This is a genomic window from Paenibacillus glycinis, from assembly GCF_009909185.1.
GTDB lineage: Bacteria > Bacillota > Bacilli > Paenibacillales > Paenibacillaceae > Paenibacillus_Z > Paenibacillus_Z glycinis.
This window is the reverse complement of the sequence record NZ_JAAAMV010000034.1, coordinates 43856-61007: the sequence shown is the minus strand read 5'-3', so window position 1 is coordinate 61007 and position 17152 is coordinate 43856. Positions and strand designations below refer to the sequence as shown.

The following is a 17152-nucleotide window of genomic DNA, read 5'->3' as shown; positions in this document are numbered from 1 at the left end:
TATTTGCCTTCGCCTGCAATATAGCGTGCAAAGTCCGGCAGGAACGCGCGGCGCTCCTGCCGGACTCGGCTTTATTTTTTAAACAAGTCCTTTTTCTTCTGATACGTTTGGTTGGCCCAATCGACCAAGCGATCCAGGCCGATCTTCTCGGCGTTCTTCACCATGTTCGCGTAGGTGGCCACGGCTTCTGCTTCCGACTTCGCCAAGTAAATTTTGACCTTCTCGTTTTTGATCATCTCGTCGATCTTCGTCTTGATCGTCTTCTCGTCCGAATCCGGCTGCAGCTGGATCAAGCCGAGCTCCGGCTTGTAGACCGTGAACGCCTTTCGCTCCATCAGCGCTTTCGTCTTCTGCGCTCCCGGCACGTAGCTCAGCATGCCTTCCGTGACGCCGTCGTTGTACAGGTACCACCATTTGATTCCGTTGCTGTTGACGAAATCGGCGTCGGACGGATCGTATTTCAAATTCGGATACCCTTCGTCGTTCCAGGTCCAATGCTCGCCTTCGACGCCGAACATCGTCAGCTTTTTGCCCTCGTCGCTCGCCAGATATTGAAGGAACTTGATCGACGCCTCCGGATCCTTGTTTTTCTTCGTGATGAACGTGCCCGCAAAGCCCAGTCCGGAGCTGACCGCTTTCGCGTTTGTCGAAATGGAGCTGGGCAGCATGCGGAACGTATACGAGCCGCCGGCGTTTTTCACCTTGACATTGTCCGAGTCGGCAACGCTGACCGTATGCATATGCGCGAATGCCTTCCCGCTGGTCGCATACTGATCGTCGATCTGATCGTTCGTATAGGCGAAGTTCTCGGCCAGAATGTACCCTTCGCGGTACAGACGGTTCATAAACTTGAAAAATTCCAGCATTTCCGGCTGTCTGATCGCATAGTCCACTTTTCCGTCCCGCTCGTACCAGCCGTCCAACAGGCCTTCGACGCCGAACTGCGTCAGGAAGTATTGCTCGATCCAGTCTTTGTCCATTATTAGAGGAATCATGTCCGGATATTTCGCTTTGACCATGCCCAAAACCTTCATAAAGTCGTCAATAGTGTTAATTGGCGGATTGCCGAGCTCTTGCAGGATATCCTCGCGCACCGCGATGCCCGGGTTGCCGTCGCTGCCGACCGAGTATTTGTTCTGCGCCACTTCCTCCTGCGTCGCGAAGGAGTTGCGCACCGTGTAGAAATTGCCGTCGTCCATCGTATGAATCGCAATCCTAATCGGGTCGATCTTAAAGTCAGGCGCGTATTTCGAGATCAATTCGTTCCAAGGATATGAAAGCTTCGAATCGGACATCCGGTCAATGTTGGCGTTCGTAAAAACCAGATCCGGGAGATCGCCGGACGCGATCATGAGCGGAAGCTGCTTGTCGTCCGTGGCGACCGTCACTTTCAGCTTGATTCCCGTCTTTTCGGTAATTTTCTCGGCAACCGGCCCCTTCCATTCCTTCACCGGATACCAGGAGGCATCGATGAACAAGGACAGCTCCTCCGCCTCGCCGCTTTTTGCCGGCTGTTCGGAGGTGGTTTCAGGCGCGTTCGAGACGCCTTCGTTATCCTTCTGACCGGTGTTGCTATTACCGCTATTACCGCTATTGCTGCTAGTGCCATTATTGCCGTTGCTGCCGCCGCATGCGGACATCAGCGCCATCGTCATGATAAGGACCAACGATAGGAGCAGAGCCTTCTTCCCTTTGTTTCTGTTCAAAGTAACCCCTCCAACAAGTGATGTTTATATTAAAGCAAGCGCTTTAATATCCTGGCAACAAAATCAGCCTTTCACGGAACCCAGCATGATGCCTTGAATGAAGAATCGTTGGAGAAACGGATAGACGCATACGATGGGCGCGACGGAGATCACCATGGCCGCTACCTGAAGCGAATAGCCGGTGACGCCTGCAGAGGCACTGTTCGCGACGGCTATGGCGTCCATCGGCGAATTGCTCTTGTTGATCACCTCCATCATCCGGAAAGCGAGCGTCCGCAGCCCTTCCGATTGCACGAAATAAGCGGAATCCAGCCACGAGTTCCATTGCCCGACGCCCAAAAACAGCGACATCGTCGCAATCAGCGGCATCGAGACGGGAAGGATGATCCGGCAAAAAATAACGAGCTCGCCAGCCCCGTCCATATAAGCCGACTCCTTCAATTCGCCCGGAATTTCCCGAAAGAACGAAACCGCGATCAGCAGAAAAAACGTGCTCAGCATGGAAGGGATCACGTAGACGCCGAACGTGTTCAGCAATCCGACGGAGCGCAAAACCACGTAATACGGAATTAATCCGCCGGAGAAGTACATCGCGAAGATAATGACCGTAAAGTAGCTTTTACGGAACTGCAGATCGCGGTGCGATAGCCCGTAGGCGACCAAGCAGGTGAAAAGGACGCCGAGGACGGCTCCTGCAAGCGTTCTCATAATCGTGACCAAAAAAGCACGGTACCAGAGGGGATCGTCCAAAAATCGCGCGTAATTCTCGAAAGTGAAGGTTCTGGGCCATAGATAGACGCCCCCGAGAAGCGAATCGGTTCCCTTGTTGAAGGAAAGAATCAGGACGTAATAGAACGGATAAAGCATCGCTAACGTCAGAAGCGCCAGTGCGGCATAAATCAGCGAGTCCATGATACGGTCTTTTTGTTTCTGGCTGAGCTGCATGCCTGCTCCCCTTTCCTAGAATAGACTTGACCCCGAAGCGCGTCTGGCAATGAAGTTGCTGGAGAAGATCAGGATAACGGAAATGACGGACTGGATCAGATCGATCGCTGCCGCATAGGAAAATCTTCCGTCTTTTAATCCGACTTTGAACGCGTAGGTTTGCACGATCTCCGATGTCGGACTGTTGATGCTGTTGCCGAACAGGAACGACTGCTCGAAGTTGGAACCGACCAATCCTCCGCCCAGTATGCTGCCGATCGTCAGAATAAGCACGACTACGATCGTTCCTTGCATGCCGGGGAACGTAATATGGCGAATTCGCGCCAAGCGGCCCGCCCCGTCGATCTGCGCGGCCTCGTACAAGGACGGGTTGATGCCCGCTATGGCGGCCAGAAAAATAATCGTCCACCAGCCCATTTCCTTCCAGACTGCGCTTCCCGTCGCCAGCCCCCAGAAGTAGTTGGGGTTCGTCAATACGTCCAGCGGCTTGTCGATCAAGCCGAGTCCCAGAAGCGCCTTGTTGACCATGCCGACATCCGTCGACAGGAAGGCGAACGCGATGCCCGCGACGACGACCCACGAGATGAAATGGGGCATATAGCTGATCGTTTGAACCAAACGTTTGAATGTCATGTTTTTGACTTCGCTTAATAGAACGGCCAGCACGATGGGAGCCGGAAAAGCGAAAAAGACTTTGAGCAGGCTCAATACGAGCGTATTTCGAACGATCGTTCCGAACTGGTAGTCGTTCACGAATTCCTTGAAATGCTTCAAGCCCACCCACTCGCTCATGAAAATGCCCTTGATCCCGGAAGAGATGGAATACTGCTTGAATGCCATTAGAATGCCGTACATCGGCGTATAGGCGAAGACGAGCAGGAAAATCATGCCGAGCCCGACGAACAAGTGCAGCGTTTTTTGCTTTTTAAACCGCTTCCAAAACTGCGTTCGCGTTTTTTCTTTTTCCGTCATTCCCGTTACCCGCGTATCCAACTCCATATCTGCTCCTCCTTTGTTGTAAGTGTACCTTCCGGAACAACGGCATCGAAAGCCAACATTTTAAAGAAAGCGTTGTCATTTTTGAAGATCGGATAGCCGGAGACCGGACAACGGCATCCCGCTGCCGCCGTTCAGATCCGATGGCGATCCGCATGGATCGCGGCGATCTCGTCCCTCGTACGCTCCCCGCTTCCGGACAGAAAAAAAGACGCCCCCCGACGAATTGTCGAATTCCGAGGGTCATCTGCCGGCCCATGCTGGTGCGGCCCGATTCTGCATTGTTCACCACGGATTACGCCGCGGCGACGAACGGTTTATTCACGAATCCCGGCTTGGGCGTCGACGCCGGCAATCGATTCAATCCGGAAGCACGGCATAGACGACGCCGGCATCCGCATGAAAGCGGAGAAGGCCGGCCGGCCTTTCGGATTCGATCGGTTTCCCTTCCGCTGTAATCGAACAACCGGTCGCGCTTCGAATACAGCACGGTCCATTGACGCTAGAGGCAATGACGGCCTTTGTCAGACTGCCGTCCTTCCATTCCAAGTCCACCGTGTAGCCGCCTCTGGCGCGCAGCCCTTGAACGGAGCCCGTTGACCAAGCTGCAGGAAGCGCCGGGAGCAGATGAAGCTCGCCCGCATGGCTTTGCAGCAGCATCTCGGCGATCGCGGAGGCCCCGCCGAAATTGCCGTCGATCTGGAACGGCGGGTGATTGTCCAGAAAGTTCGGCAGCGTCGAATGGGTCAGAAGCGCAGCGAGATTGGCTGCAGCTTCCTCCCCATCCTCCAGACGCGCCCAGAAATTGACGATCCACGCCCGGCTCCAGCCTGTATGGCCGCCTCCGTTCTCAAGACGCCGCTCCAAGGTGCGCCGGGCCGCTGCCGCTAGCTCCGGCGTGCCGTTCGGCGTGATCTGGCTGCCGGGATGAAGGGCAAACAAATGGGAGATATGGCGATGTCCAGGCTCCGCTTCTTCGTAATCCTCGTACCATTCCTGAAGCTGGCCGTGGCGGCCGATCTTCGGCTCCGGCAGCCTCTCCAGCACCCGCCGCAGCTCGTTCTCCAGTCTCTCGCGCTCCGGAATTTCCAGCGTCCGTTCAGCATCCAGAACCGCCGCGAACAGCTCGCGGATAATCTGGGTGTCCATCGACGGTCCCGCGCACAGCACCCCCGATTCGCCGCTTGGCAGCATATAGGTGTTCTCCGGCGACACCGACGGGCAGGTCACAAGCTCGCCGCCCGGCGTCTCCGTTACGTAATCCACCAGGAACAGCGCCGCTTCGCGCAAGGTAGGGTATACCCGCCGAAGAAATGCCGCATCCATCGAAAACCGGTAATGCTCCCACAGATGCAAGGAAAGCCAGGCCGCCCCCATCGGCCAATAGGTTGCGGGCAGATAGGTGTCCTGCGGGGCGGTATCCGCCCACATATCGGTGTTATGGTGAGCGGCGAAGCCCCTGCAGCCGTACATAACCGCCGCCGTATGCCGGCCCGGTTCGCGCATCCGCTCCAAGAGATCGAACAGCGGCTCGTGACATTCGGGAAGACCGCAGGTCTCCGCCGGCCAATAGTTCATCTGCGCGTTAATGTTGATCGTATATTTGCTGTCCCAAGGCGGCAGGAAATGCTCGTTCCATATGCCCTGCAGATTGGCGGGCAGCGAGCCGGGACGGCTGGAGGCCATCAGCAGGTAGCGGCCGAACTGGAAATACAGCGCGAACAGGCCCGGGTCGGCTTCGCCCCCGCGAAGCCGTTCCATTCGCCGCGCCAGGCTCAGCCGCTCCGGTTCCGCGTCCGCCGGACCGAGCGACAGGGATACGCGGCCAAACAATGCGCGGTGGTCGTCGACATGGCGCTTGTACAGCTCCGCATAGCCGATTCGGAGGGCAGCCGCCGTTCTCTCCCGCGCTTCCGCGAGCGGGTCCGGGACACGGAACGTCGTGGCGGCCGTCACGACAATCGTCACGCTGTCGGCCTCCTCCACAAGGAGGTGATCGCCGATTGCCTTCGTTATTCCGCCTTCCGCCGACGCCTTCAGCACCGCCGCGTACTCGCTTCCGCCTTCGCCGCCGCAGCTGCCGGCCATCCAGATCGCGGAATCCCCCGTTCGGCCGGTCCGATCGGCATAACGCCAGCGTCCTCGTTCCAGACGCGCGGTAAAGCCGATCGCGCCAGGTCGATCGGCGGTCAGTCTCATGACGATCGCCTGGTCCGGATGACTCGCAAACAGCTCCCGCTTGAATGAAACGCCGCCCTGCTCGAACGTCACCGAAGCGATGCCGCCATCCATGTCCAGCACCCGCGAATAGCGCTCCGGCGAACCGTCCGGCAGCGTGAAATCAAGCAGCAGGTGACCCAGCGGCAGATAATGCCGCTGGGTTTCCGGCAGACCGGACAACGCCGGCACGGCCAGGCGCTCGGCCTCCTGCAGCTTCCCTTCGAAGATCAACCGGCGGATCTCCGGCAGATTCCCCCGTGCGTCGGGGTTATTGCGATCCCTGGGTCCGCCATACCAGACGGAGTCCTCGTTCAGCTGCAGCCGCTCGTGCCGGGGCTGACCGTACATCATCGCGCCTAATCTGCCATTGCCGACCGGCAGCGCTTCATCCCAGCCTTTCGCCGGGTCCTCGAATAACAATGCATGGGTTGTCATCTTTTCTCACTCCTTGATCGTCGTCAATTGCAGGCACTACTCGCGAAGCGTATCCTCTTCGTCTCCGCGGTGGGCGTTCAGGCGCGAATCCCGCATACTTCTTGAATGATTGAAGGACGCTTCCCGATATTCCTGAGGCGTTACGCCCATCGCTTTTTTGAAAAAGCGGGTGAACGACTGGGAAGCCTCGTAGCCGACCTGAACCCCGATCTCGAGCACCTTCAATTTGTCGTTCTTCAGCAATTCCTTGGCCCGGTCGATTCGGGCGGATTCGATATATTCGGACAAGTTGACGCCGCATTCCTGCTTGAACAGGCGCGATACGTACGACGGATTAAAATGGATGTAACCGGCGAGACGGACCAGTGACAGATCTTCGTCCAGATGCTCCTCGATATAGGCGCGAACCTTCAGGATCGCTTCGGCGGCCCGATTGCTCTCGCCGGAGCTTCTCAGCTCGAAAAGCGTCGTCGCGACCGTTCGGAGGAATCCGAACGCTTCCTTCCATGACGCGAATTCGTCGCGGCGCATGAGAGCGGACACGCCGGGCACCTGGTTCTCCAGCTCCCATTTGTTGATGTACGACAAGAAGACAAGCGAAATCGTGTAGTACAGCTCCAGCAGATACGGCGCGCCGCCGTCTCGCTCCGATTCCGTCAGCTCGTCGAACAGCAGGAGAAATTCGTCGCGCCTGCCGGCATCCAGATGCACGGACAACGCGTCCGATTTGTCCCGCGGCGAACGCTCCTTCGCGCAGCCCGAGGCCTGCAGGCTCACCGTCTGCACCATTTGAGCGCCGTCGCCGGTTCTGGTCTGCCGCTGCCGCCTGATTTTGTCATAGGCCGAAGACAGCCTGATCCATTCGGACGGGCAATTCCCCAGCGTGACGGCGACGGTGAGGTCGAGGTTCTTCAAGCACGCTTGTTGGATCAATTCGAATTGGCCGACCAGATACGGGAGGACGGACGCGCCTTCCTCCGCTTCGCTCCCCTCGGCTCGATCGGCCGGCGGCTGAATGAACCAGACCGGATCCCCGAAGCGGTCGATGGTGCCGAGGACCCGAACCTGGCCGTTCAGCAGGCTCTCGGCCAGCAGCATCGCCGCCATCGCCGATTCATGCCGGTTGGCATAAGACGACGCGCGGGACGAGACATGGGACAGATCCCCCTGCGCCACGTAGACCGGTCTGTCGGCATCGAGCGAGATGCTCAGCTTGCGGAAGTCCGCGACCAGATTCGGCGCCGGATTCGCGCCGTGCAGCAGATGGCGGAAGTACTCGCCGCGCGCCAGCACTTCCAAGGTCTTCAGACTCTCCTGCGCCCGCTGAACGAGATCGTTCACGCGCAGGCTGGCATCCAGCTCGGCCACGGCCTGGACGACCGCCTGAATGACCTTCGGGTACCCTTCGCTCTTGAGCAAGTACTGAACGCCGGGCGTCTGAATCGCCCGATACACGGAATCGAAATCGCTGTAGCCGGTGAGGAAGATCACCCGGCAATGCGGCCAATTCCGTTTGATGATGGACATGAGCTGCATCCCGTCGATTCCGGGCATCCGGATATCGGACAGCACGACGTCCACGCGGGTTTGATGAAGCCAATTCAAGGCCTCCCTGCCGGAGTAGGCCTTGCATAGATCCAGGTCCAGCTCGCATCCGGCCAACGTCTCGTACAGGCCGTCGGTTATCATCTCTTCGTCGTCAACGATCAGCAAACGGTACATCGGCTTGTCCCTCCCATGGAAAGTGAAGCGTGACTTGCAGTCCCCCCAGCTCGCTTCGGGCGACCCGGACGCCTCCTCGATCGCCGTACGTGATCGTCAATCGTCGATGAATATTGACCATCCCCGTCGTCTCCGCATATTCGTCCCGGTTCGCCAGCGCCTTCGATAATTCGATCAGCTTCTCGTCGGACAGATCGTCGCCGTTGTCTTCGACGACGATTCGGAATTCATCGGCCTCGCATCCGAAGCGAACGACGATCACCCCGTTCTCCTCCTTGCGTTCCAGGCTGTGCTCGAACGCGTTTTCGATAATAGGCTGCACGATCAGCCGCGGTACTTTCGCCTGCGCGGCTTTCTCCGGAAGGTCCTCGAACCGCGCCCGGATGCGCCTGGAAAAACGAAGGAGCTGAATGTCGGTATACGTGCGCGCGTGATGGATCTCCTGCGCGAGCGAGATTTCGTCGGAGGCGCTGCGCGTCACGAAGCGGAAGTATTCGCCGAGCTGGATCGTGAATTGCTCGACCCGTTCCGTATCTCCCGTTCGGGCCATCGTATTTAAGATAAACAAACTGTTGAACAGGAAATGGGGATTGATCTGCGATTGAAGCTGCTTCAACTCGGAACGCTGCACCATGAGCTTCTGCCGGTAGGCCTGATCGATCAGCGACCGAAGATTGGCGACCATCTGATTGAACCGGCTGTACAAATAACCGAATTCGTCCTTCGATTCGTGCGTGATGACCTGCTCCAGATCGCCGTTCTCGACCCGGCGGAAGCTCTTCACGAGACGCAGCAGCGGTTTATGAATGAATTTATACGTCGACATGGCATAGATGGCGACGATGACGAGCGCCGCCGCGGCAAAAAGCCAGGCCCACGTATAGAACTTGTCCAAAGGCTTGCGGATGACCTCGGACGGAATGAACCGATAGATCGCCATATCCAGCTTGTCCGAGCCGGCGTAGATGGTGTAATACGAATGTCCCCCGAACGGCCTGGCTTCGCCGTAGTCGCCGGCGTTTTTCCTTTGCGCCACATACGAGGAAGCCTCCTTCATGAAAGTCGCGACGGAGCCGCTCGCCAGCTGGATGCCGCCGTTCGCCGAGAGCAGCAGGGACCCGCTTCCGGAATAGGTGTTGAATTGAGCCAACGCGTCCGTCAGCGTCTGCTGGTCCAATTCGATCTCGACGATGAATAACGGCTGTCCCTTCGGGCTGCCGCTCGGCTTCGCCGCGCTAAGGTACAGCCCGTCCTTCCATTCGATAATGCGGGTATTCCGGTTGCCGTAAACGGAGAGAACGGAGTCGTACAGCGTCTTAACGAGCGGACTTACGCCGTCGACTGACGAGATGACGCGTCCGATCGGATTGATGTAAACGCTTACTTCTTTGATGTACTTGCTGCTGTTCTGGACGAGATAGAGCCGGTTGCGCAGCGAATTGATCTTGTCGGTTTTCTCTATGACCCCCATCCGATCCCAGAGGAGCGTCAGTTTGTTCAGGTCTTCGTCTTCGAGCAGCCCGAATTGCAGCAGCTTGATCCGCTCGATCTCGTTCTCGAGATCGGTCAGATAGAAGGTCGTCTGGGAGGCCGCCGTCTTGGCGATATCCTCTCGTGCCGTGTGGATGGACCATTGGTACAGATAGACGCCTAGAATGATCAGGGGCGTTAATATGAGCAAAAACGTAAAGATCAGCCGAAGAAACAGCGTGTTGCGAATCGAAAACATCGGCGTTTTGAACATGGCGCTCCTTCAACCCCCAATCATGCCTAGTCGATTCAACCTTATCCCTTCGCATGTCCTAACCTGCACGAGGCTGCTTCTTCATGGATGCGTAATAATCGTTGACTTCCTTCGTAATCCGCGCGCCGCCAAGCTTGTTCCAATCCTGCACGAACTTGTCGAATTCCTCGATCGGCGCGCCGAGGATGATCCTGACGAATACTTCGTTTTGCATTTTCTCCAGCGTCGTTTGCCGTTCCACCATCGTTGCGGTCGGAGCGCCTTCGAATTTATCCAAGAGAAATTGCTTGCTTTTGTCGTACTGATCGACGATGCCCTCCGCTCCCTCGGCCCCGTAGATGCGTTCCCAGCCCCATAGCGCGAATCCTTCCTTGGACCCGGACGCGTAGGCGTCGAGCTTCTGCTGGATGACCTTCGCTTCGCCCGTCAGCTTCAACTTGTCGCCCGTCCTGCGCACGTCGTCCAACGTTCGGTACAGCTCCAGATTTTTCTTCGTCGGCGCGGGTTGGACCAGCGACAGCTGCCATACGCTCTCCGCATCGGGCGGAGCGTAGTAATAATCGTTCTCCTGGGTTTTTCCCCAATTCTTCTCCACGTGCATGTTGAACAGCTTGATGATGGCCTCGGGATGCGCGGCGCCTTTGCGGACGGCGAAGAACTTCGTCGTGCTGAACTTGAGCGGAACCTTGGCCGGTTCGCCGGATTCCGAGACGATCGGGAAAGCGCGCCACTGCGCGCTCGGATCGTGGTTTTTATTCAATTGCAGGGGCCAGATGGAATTCCATTGCTGGCCATACTCCATCCCGATTTTGCCGTTCGCGATGACTTCCGAGACCTTGGTGCCTTCCTTGACGCCGAACTCCTCGTCCAACTCGTCGTTTTTGTACATGTTTTGCAGGGCTTGAAGCGCCTTTTTCATCGCCGGTTGTACGCTGCCGAACACGAGCTTGCCTTCCGGGCCCTCCAGCCAGATATTCGGAAAAGCGCCGTAGCCGGCCATGAACCCTTCAAGCCCCATCGATCCTCCAAACAGCTCCTTCGTAATGGCAAGGCCGAACGTGTCTTTCAGGTGATTGCCGTCCGGGTCGCGCTCGGCGAAAGCTTTCGAAATCGCCAGGACGTCGTCCATCGTTTTCGGCGGCCGCAGGCCCAATTTATCCAGCCAGTCCGTGCGAATCCAGACGAATTGGGCTTGCTCGATCGATGACCCCGTCTGCGGAATCGCCATCAGCTTGCCGTCGAACGTCGCGGAGTCGAACGGTCCCGTACCTTCCTCGGAGAGGATCGACTTGAGCTCGGGGGATGCATACGCGTCGTACAAATCCGTCATGTCCTCGATCTGACCCGAGTCGGCGAGCTGCTTGAGCTGAGTGGCGTTGACCGGTATGACGTCCGGGAGGTCGCCCGAGGCCAGCATCACGTTCACCTTCTGCAAATACGGATCCGACGTATCGTTGCCTTTGACGACCCAGTTATATTTGATCTTAATGCCGAGCTGGTCATAGTACAGCCGGCTCCAACGGTTATCCTCGAACTTCTCGTCCTTCAGCACGCCCAGGACGTTGTTCTCGACGATGTCGCTCAGGTTGCGGACGGTCGTGATCTCGATCGGCGGGTCGTATTTGCCGTAAGGCCCCGTCGCCGCCTCCGTGCCCGGAGCCGCGTTGCCGCCGCTGCCGTCCCTATTATCGTTGCCGTCGCAGGCCGCCAGCGCCGCCATGAGCATCATGACCGAAACCAGAGCCAACATCGAACGAGTCCTCCCCTTGTTCATAGCCATCCCCTCTTCATCGGCTGTGCCTCTGCCATGGTTACGCTCTCATTATAGGCTGGCGCGAACGGACTGAACAACGCTCCGCTATGCGATTGCGTTATGCCAACGCGAACGAAGCCAAGCTTGCCCCGCCAGTACCCTTGTACGTAAAGTACAGCGCTTGAATGCCGTCCGGGATGATCACGTCCGCCGAATAGGCTGTCCATACGTTCGTGAAGTCGACCGGAATCCATCCGAGAACCGGCCCGTCCCACGCTGTCTTGACTTCGAATGCGCCGCGGCAATAGCCGCGTACGCGAATGCGGACCGTCCGGATTCCCTCGCAGCGGAAATACTTGAAGCCCGCCGTCGCGGAGTCCCTCATGTTGGCGATATAGCCGACTTCTTCGTCGCCGTCTTTGCCGTCCTGCGTGATCTTCGGAAATCGGCTGTCCATCCATTCCCCGGGCGCGCCCGTATATAGCGCTTGGTCGCTGCAGAACAGATTGCAGGCCAGGTACGCGGGATACTCTCCTCGGCCTTCGAGCGGTCCTCCGTTCGGACCGCAGGAGGTCATCTCCGCCTGGACGATCGTGCCGTCCTCCCGGAATGCGATCGGTTCGACGCATCCCTGCCGGCTGAAATTCGTGCCGTTCGTATGCCGATGATAGAAAATGTACCACTTCCCGTTCAATTCCACAATGCTGCCATGGTTATTGCCGCCATAGAACATGGGCATTTCCGCCGGCTTGTACGAGTCGATATGAAGGTCGTTATTGCTTATGATCACGCCTTGATAGACGAAGTCCCGGGTCGGAAATCGGCTGGTGGCGTAACACAGCTCGTGCATGACGATCGAGGAGTAGATCAAATAATACGTATCGCCCTTCTTCCTTATGGAAGGCGCCTCGAAAAAGGCATGTCCCTCGAAACCGCTCCCGTCGCTGTACGGTTCGCTTGGCAAGGCGCATGCCGGTTCTTCCAGAATGGTGAGCATGTCCGGACCAAGCACCGTCGCCATGGCGCCGCGTCTTGACCGGTCGCCTGCCGCGCAGAAGCCGGTGTACAAATACGTCTTCTCTCCCTCCGTCAGCACGCCCGGGTCGAACGCAGGCTCGTCGCCGTCCTTCTCTCCCAGCCGCGTGCCGTCGGCATGCTGGACGTATCCGTAGAAGGCGTACCTTCCGGCAGGCGTATCGCAGACCGCCACCGATACGACGGACACCTTATCGAGCACGTAATAGAGATAATATCTTCCGTCGGGGCCGACCGTGACGTCCGGCGCATACAGGCACATGCTGCCGTCCGGATTCAGCGGGTCGTCCGTTTTCTCGTATATCAAGCCTTCGTAGCTCCAATCCGCCAGATTCTCCGCGGGAGCCGACCAGCAGGCATATTCGTTCAAGCAATACGCATGTCCGTTAAATCGATCGTGCGAACCGTAGACGTAGACTTTGCCGTTAAAAGAATACGGTTCGCCGTCGGGAATGTACTCCCATGACGGCAGATAAGGGTTGAATCCTTGTTTCTTCATATCCTTGCTCCCCTTCCGAACGTATCGTAAATGCGGTTTCTCTTCGCCCGCTCCTCCGGAAGGAGCTTTTGCGCATCCGCGATCTCGTAGCCGCCGAAGGTGTCGCGCAGCCTCGATGAAGGATCGACCTCCACGAAGGTGCACCACGGCAGCCAATGGTAGTGGCTCTGCAGCGTTTGGGTCGCGAAGTTGCCGCTTTCGTGTCCCAGGCCCGGCATGGCGTATCCGATGCTGCCGTCGACATCGGTCGACTGCCGGGTGTTCTTATGGATAAACTCGGCGAAATCCAGGTAGTGCTCGTCGCCCGTGATGACATAGAGCCTGTAGTACGTATACGAGCAGGCGGCCATGTACACGTCGGCGCCGCCGCCGATCGTAATGATGCTCTGACCGCTGATCGAATAGCGATTAAACGGATGTTTCGGCCATATCGTATGCACGGGGAACGTCCAGGCGTAGGTCCACGTCTCGGTATAGTCGGCGGCTCCGATCGCAGCTTCGAGCCATCGGTCCTCGCCGGTCAGATCATACAGGGCAAGGAAGCCGAATAACGCGTAGATGCCGGCCTCTTTATCCTGGATATCCGAGTTGTCGCAGGTGCCTCCCCGGTATTCCATGGTCCGGTAATTGTGATCGTACGACCATTCGCCGGCTTTGATCGCGGCGGCTCGATAGCTGTCGTCGCCGGACACCAGGTAGAACTGCACCAGGAAACGAATCGCGCTCGGGGTGTTGGACTTCGATTCCATGCGGATGGAGCCGTCGGCGTTATACGCGCGATAGAAGCTCCCGTCTTCATGCTGAATGCCCACCAGCCAGTCGGCGGTCCTTCGGCAAAATGCCAGCCAGGCCGGCCGCTCGTCTCCCTTCTCCCTCATGTAGAGGTAGGCGTCCAGGACGGCCTCGATCCCGTCGGCCAGCATCCGGATATAGTGCGGATACGGCTCGAACCCCCGGAGGGTCGGATTGTAGCACATCCGCGGCAGGCCGGATTCGGCCATGGCCGAATTCGCCCAAAAATCGATCACGCCCACGCCTTTGGCAAAGGCTTCGGGCACGTTCTCCTTGTCGCCGTATCGAAGCAGCTGATAGCCGATGCCCGGCTGCTGACCCACGAAGCCGAACTGAAAGGATACGCTCGAGATATCCATATCGGGCAATTGGCAGGCAAAGGGCAACCCGTACGAATCGCCGTACTGCCGCGTGTACCGGGTCAATATGTTCATGCCGTTGCGGTAATGGCGTTCGTTATCCAATTCGAACAGCTTGTCGCGCAGGCGGGCATAGGTCACCCGCCAGAGCTCCTTCATCATCGGCTGGAAGCCGCCGTAATGGCCGAAGTGGATGGCGACGGCGTAACTTTGCGTGAAGCCGGCCGTTACGGGATGATTCACGCGTTGGAACGTTTTCGGCTTCTGGTGGCGGAAATCCAGGCCGGCATAGGATCTGTTCACAGGCAGCTCCCCGTCGCCGCCCGGATACACGTAATCGATCGACAGGCCGGCCGCCTCCGTCTCGAGCTCCCTGCGTATGCCGAATCCGTAGTACATATAGTTCAGCGTCTTGCTTTCCGGCTTGCTCATCCCGATGGCTCCGACGGTACACTTCGGGTCCGTAATGTTCTCCGACCTTACGATATCCGTGGACGGCAGGGTTGCGTCCGCCGCCCAGCGCGACAGCGCCGCCGCTTCTCCCGACGCGATATGCTGCATGGCGAACAGCGGCAGGGCGTAACGGGTCTCCATGCGCCAGAAATATTCGTTGTCCAAATCTTTGCCTATCGCGGAGTCGGGCGCGAATTCGTTTTGCTTGTACCAGACGCCCGGCGCGAAGCAGTTATAATCGCGGACGTCATCCGACTCTTCCATCTTCAAGGAAACCTTGGTGGAGAAGCCAAGGTCGTCTCGCGCCTCCAGCACCTCCACGGTCCGGCTCACTTTGAACCCGGCGCCTGCGGCTTCGTATACGTCGGTGAAGGAAAATGCCGAACCCGACGGCACGGTCACCGTGCCCCGGGCCACGACATTTCCGCCGGAAGCGGCGATGTCGGCGTAAGCGCCGTCGTAAAACGCATTGACGGCAAACGCGGTCTTTACCGTCACGAACATCGGCCGCTTGTTGGAATAAAGGATTCGGTCGTTTTTTCGCACCTCGATCCCGCCCTCCTTGAAGAGCAGGATGTAGCTGCCGCATGCCAATCTCAATGGAACGTCCCCCTTTGATTGCAATAAAAAGAGGGATATATATTATGGATAAATACACATCCCTCTTGGATTCATTTCGTCGAATTTTACTTGCTGGCTAACGCATCGGCACGCATTTTCACGATCTTCTGCGCCTTAACCGTATCCGCCGCCAGGACATCCTTCCAGCCTAAGCCGTCCACGTCCTTCTGCATCTTCGTCCATAGCTGGTCGAACTCCGCTTGGTTTTTCGCGAAAACCATCTTCCAGGAGGTGTTCTTGACATAGTCCGAGATCTGGCTGCGCTTGTTCTTGATATCCGACGAATCGGCGCCAAGGCTCGTGTTGATATTCGGCACGACGTCGATCATCTTGTTCTTCAGATAATAATCCGTCGGATTCTCGGCGTTATACGTTTTCTGCCAATCCGTCGTCAGTGCCGTCTTGTTCGCTTCGATCGTCGATTTCCAATACGTGCTGTTATAGAATTCCCCCGTATCCGGATCGACGACGAAGTCGCTCATGATCATGCTGTTAATCTTGCTCTGTCCGTCCTGATATCCGCCGCCGCCGTACTCGTCCGGGACGGGCGTGTTTTTTTGGAAAGCGCTCTGTCCGACTTCGGTCAGCTTCGACTTGCCATCCTCCGTCTTCTCGTAGTTAAAGCCTTCAAAGCCGTTCGTGTAGTAACGCAGTCCTTCCGGGGAGCAGAGCCAATCCATGAATTCGATGATGCGATCGGGATTTTTCGCCTTCGCGCCGATCGCGAATACCATTCCGTTGCCGTAATAGGCGTCGCTGTTTTGAATAAGGTGCGTGTCGGCGATCGGAACCCCTACGATGCCGTCCCCGTTTTGGCCTCGTTCGATGGAATTGTAGAAGCCTCGCTCCCACGAATACCAGGTGAGCAGAACCTGATTGTTGGTCAGCTTCTCGGATACTTTGTTCCAATCCTGGGTCGGCGAGTCGGGGTCGACCAATCCCATCTGATTGGCATTAAAATAAAACTGCAAAATCTTTTTGTACATGCTGTTATCGTCGATAAGCGGAACGATATCGCCCTTTGCGTTCAACTGGATCGTCGTCGTGCCGTCCGGCTGCTCGAAGCCGTACCAGTTGCTGAGCCAGCGGACGTTCTCCATGCTGCCGCCGTCCCAGTCCTTCCATAGGGTGATCGGTACGATCGGCTTGCCGTCCGGCGACTTCGGATATTTCTCGTGCATTTGCTTCAGGACTTTCAGCAGATCGTCCAGATTGTTCAGCTTGGGGGCTCCGACTCCCTTGTAATAATTCCAGGGCAGGATCGGGCTGGAGTAAGGCATCTCTTCCGAGAAGGTCGTCGGCGACGTGTCGGCTTCGAACGTCGGCAAACCATAGATCTTGCCTTCCGGGTTCACTTTGTCGAAGCCGGCGTTGAACGGTTTGAAATGGTTGTCCACGTACTGGGACAGATACTTCGCAGTCTTGATTTTATCCGTCATATCCATGACGAGACCCGCCGGAATCAGTTCTTCCAGCTGGCTGTTATCGACAATCAGCAGATCTCCCAGATCTCCCGCCGCCGTTCGGGTCTTGTACAACTGATCGCCGGCCACCTGCGGAGCGAGAATGTTTAAGGTGATATTGAACTTGTCTTTGAGCAGCTTGCCGTACCATCCCGTCTGTTCGCCTTGATAATTGGCGGCATTGTCGAACACGGTAATGGTGAGCGGCTTGCTGTGATCGATCGCGCCGGCGGTCTGGGATGCGCCTGCATTCGTGCCGGATCCGGACGGTTCGTCGGTTGCCGCCGTGTTATTGCTTCCATTGCTGCACCCTGTCAATGCGGCCGACACCAGGAACAAACCGGCCAGCGAGACGACCATCGATTTCTTGACGACTTTCTTATTGCTGCTCATATGCAACCCCCACTTG

Annotated in this window: 10 protein-coding genes; all 10 read right to left on the bottom strand. The window is 57.3% G+C overall.

Annotated elements, in window-relative coordinates; all coding sequences use genetic code 11:
* Positions 1 to 71: 71 nt before the first annotated feature.
* The 10 genes from GT019_RS29585 to GT019_RS29540 all read right to left on the bottom strand — a co-directional run bounded on the left by GT019_RS29585 (position 72) and on the right by GT019_RS29540 (position 17136).
* Entirely contained in the window at positions 72 to 1706 is a 1635-nt protein-coding gene (locus GT019_RS29585; RefSeq protein WP_161747058.1) for an extracellular solute-binding protein, read from the bottom strand.
* 63 nt (positions 1707 to 1769) lie between these two features.
* Positions 1770 to 2651, bottom strand: coding sequence for a carbohydrate ABC transporter permease (locus GT019_RS29580; protein ID WP_161747057.1), 882 nt, complete (start codon positions 2649 to 2651; stop codon positions 1770 to 1772).
* A 15-nt stretch (positions 2652 to 2666) separates the two neighbouring features.
* Positions 2667 to 3650, bottom strand: coding sequence for an ABC transporter permease (locus GT019_RS29575; RefSeq protein WP_161747056.1), 984 nt, complete (start codon positions 3648 to 3650; stop codon positions 2667 to 2669).
* Between the two features lie 357 nt (positions 3651 to 4007).
* Positions 4008 to 6302, bottom strand: coding sequence for a glycoside hydrolase family 95 protein (locus GT019_RS29570; RefSeq protein WP_161747055.1), 2295 nt, complete (start codon positions 6300 to 6302; stop codon positions 4008 to 4010).
* 36 nt (positions 6303 to 6338) lie between these two features.
* Positions 6339 to 8024: a response regulator gene (locus GT019_RS29565; RefSeq protein WP_161747054.1), complete on the bottom strand. Its 1686-nt coding sequence runs from the start codon at positions 8022 to 8024 to the stop codon at positions 6339 to 6341.
* Entirely contained in the window at positions 8002 to 9768 is a 1767-nt protein-coding gene (locus GT019_RS29560) for a sensor histidine kinase (protein ID WP_161747053.1), read from the bottom strand. Before GT019_RS29560 ends, GT019_RS29565 begins: the two co-directional genes overlap by 23 nt.
* Positions 9769 to 9826: 58 nt before the next feature.
* Positions 9827 to 11542 (bottom strand): extracellular solute-binding protein, encoded by a 1716-nt coding sequence (locus GT019_RS29555; RefSeq protein ID WP_161747052.1) that lies wholly within the window; start codon positions 11540 to 11542, stop codon positions 9827 to 9829.
* 97 nt (positions 11543 to 11639) lie between these two features.
* The gene (locus GT019_RS29550) at positions 11640 to 13055 is read right to left on the bottom strand and encodes a family 43 glycosylhydrolase (RefSeq protein WP_161747051.1); all 1416 of its coding nucleotides are present in this window, start codon (positions 13053 to 13055) and stop codon (positions 11640 to 11642) included.
* Positions 13052 to 15259 carry a hypothetical protein gene (locus GT019_RS29545; protein WP_161747050.1) on the bottom strand — a complete coding sequence of 736 codons (2208 nt, stop codon included), beginning with the start codon at positions 15257 to 15259 and terminating at the stop codon, positions 13052 to 13054. Before GT019_RS29545 ends, GT019_RS29550 begins: the two co-directional genes overlap by 4 nt.
* Before the next feature lie 86 nt (positions 15260 to 15345).
* Entirely contained in the window at positions 15346 to 17136 is a 1791-nt protein-coding gene (locus GT019_RS29540; RefSeq protein WP_161747049.1) for a type 2 periplasmic-binding domain-containing protein, read from the bottom strand.
* Between the last annotated feature and the right edge of the window lie 16 nt (positions 17137 to 17152).

What these genes read in the sequence shown, in the direction of transcription:
- GT019_RS29580 (WP_161747057.1), bottom strand. Translation starts at nt 2,651, where the DNA reads ATGCAGCTCAGCCAGAAACAAAAAGACCGTATCATGGACTCGCTGATT.
- GT019_RS29575 (WP_161747056.1), bottom strand. Translation starts at nt 3,650, where the DNA reads ATGGAGTTGGATACGCGGGTAACGGGAATGACGGAAAAAGAAAAAACG.
- GT019_RS29570 (WP_161747055.1), bottom strand. Translation starts at nt 6,302, where the DNA reads ATGACAACCCATGCATTGTTATTCGAGGACCCGGCGAAAGGCTGGGAT.
- GT019_RS29565 (WP_161747054.1), bottom strand. Translation starts at nt 8,024, where the DNA reads ATGTACCGTTTGCTGATCGTTGACGACGAAGAGATGATAACCGACGGC.
- GT019_RS29560 (WP_161747053.1), bottom strand. Translation starts at nt 9,768, where the DNA reads ATGTTCAAAACGCCGATGTTTTCGATTCGCAACACGCTGTTTCTTCGG.
- GT019_RS29555 (WP_161747052.1), bottom strand. Translation starts at nt 11,542, where the DNA reads ATGAACAAGGGGAGGACTCGTTCGATGTTGGCTCTGGTTTCGGTCATG.
- GT019_RS29550 (WP_161747051.1), bottom strand. Translation starts at nt 13,055, where the DNA reads ATGAAGAAACAAGGATTCAACCCTTATCTGCCGTCATGGGAGTACATT.
- GT019_RS29540 (WP_161747049.1), bottom strand. Translation starts at nt 17,136, where the DNA reads ATGAGCAGCAATAAGAAAGTCGTCAAGAAATCGATGGTCGTCTCGCTG.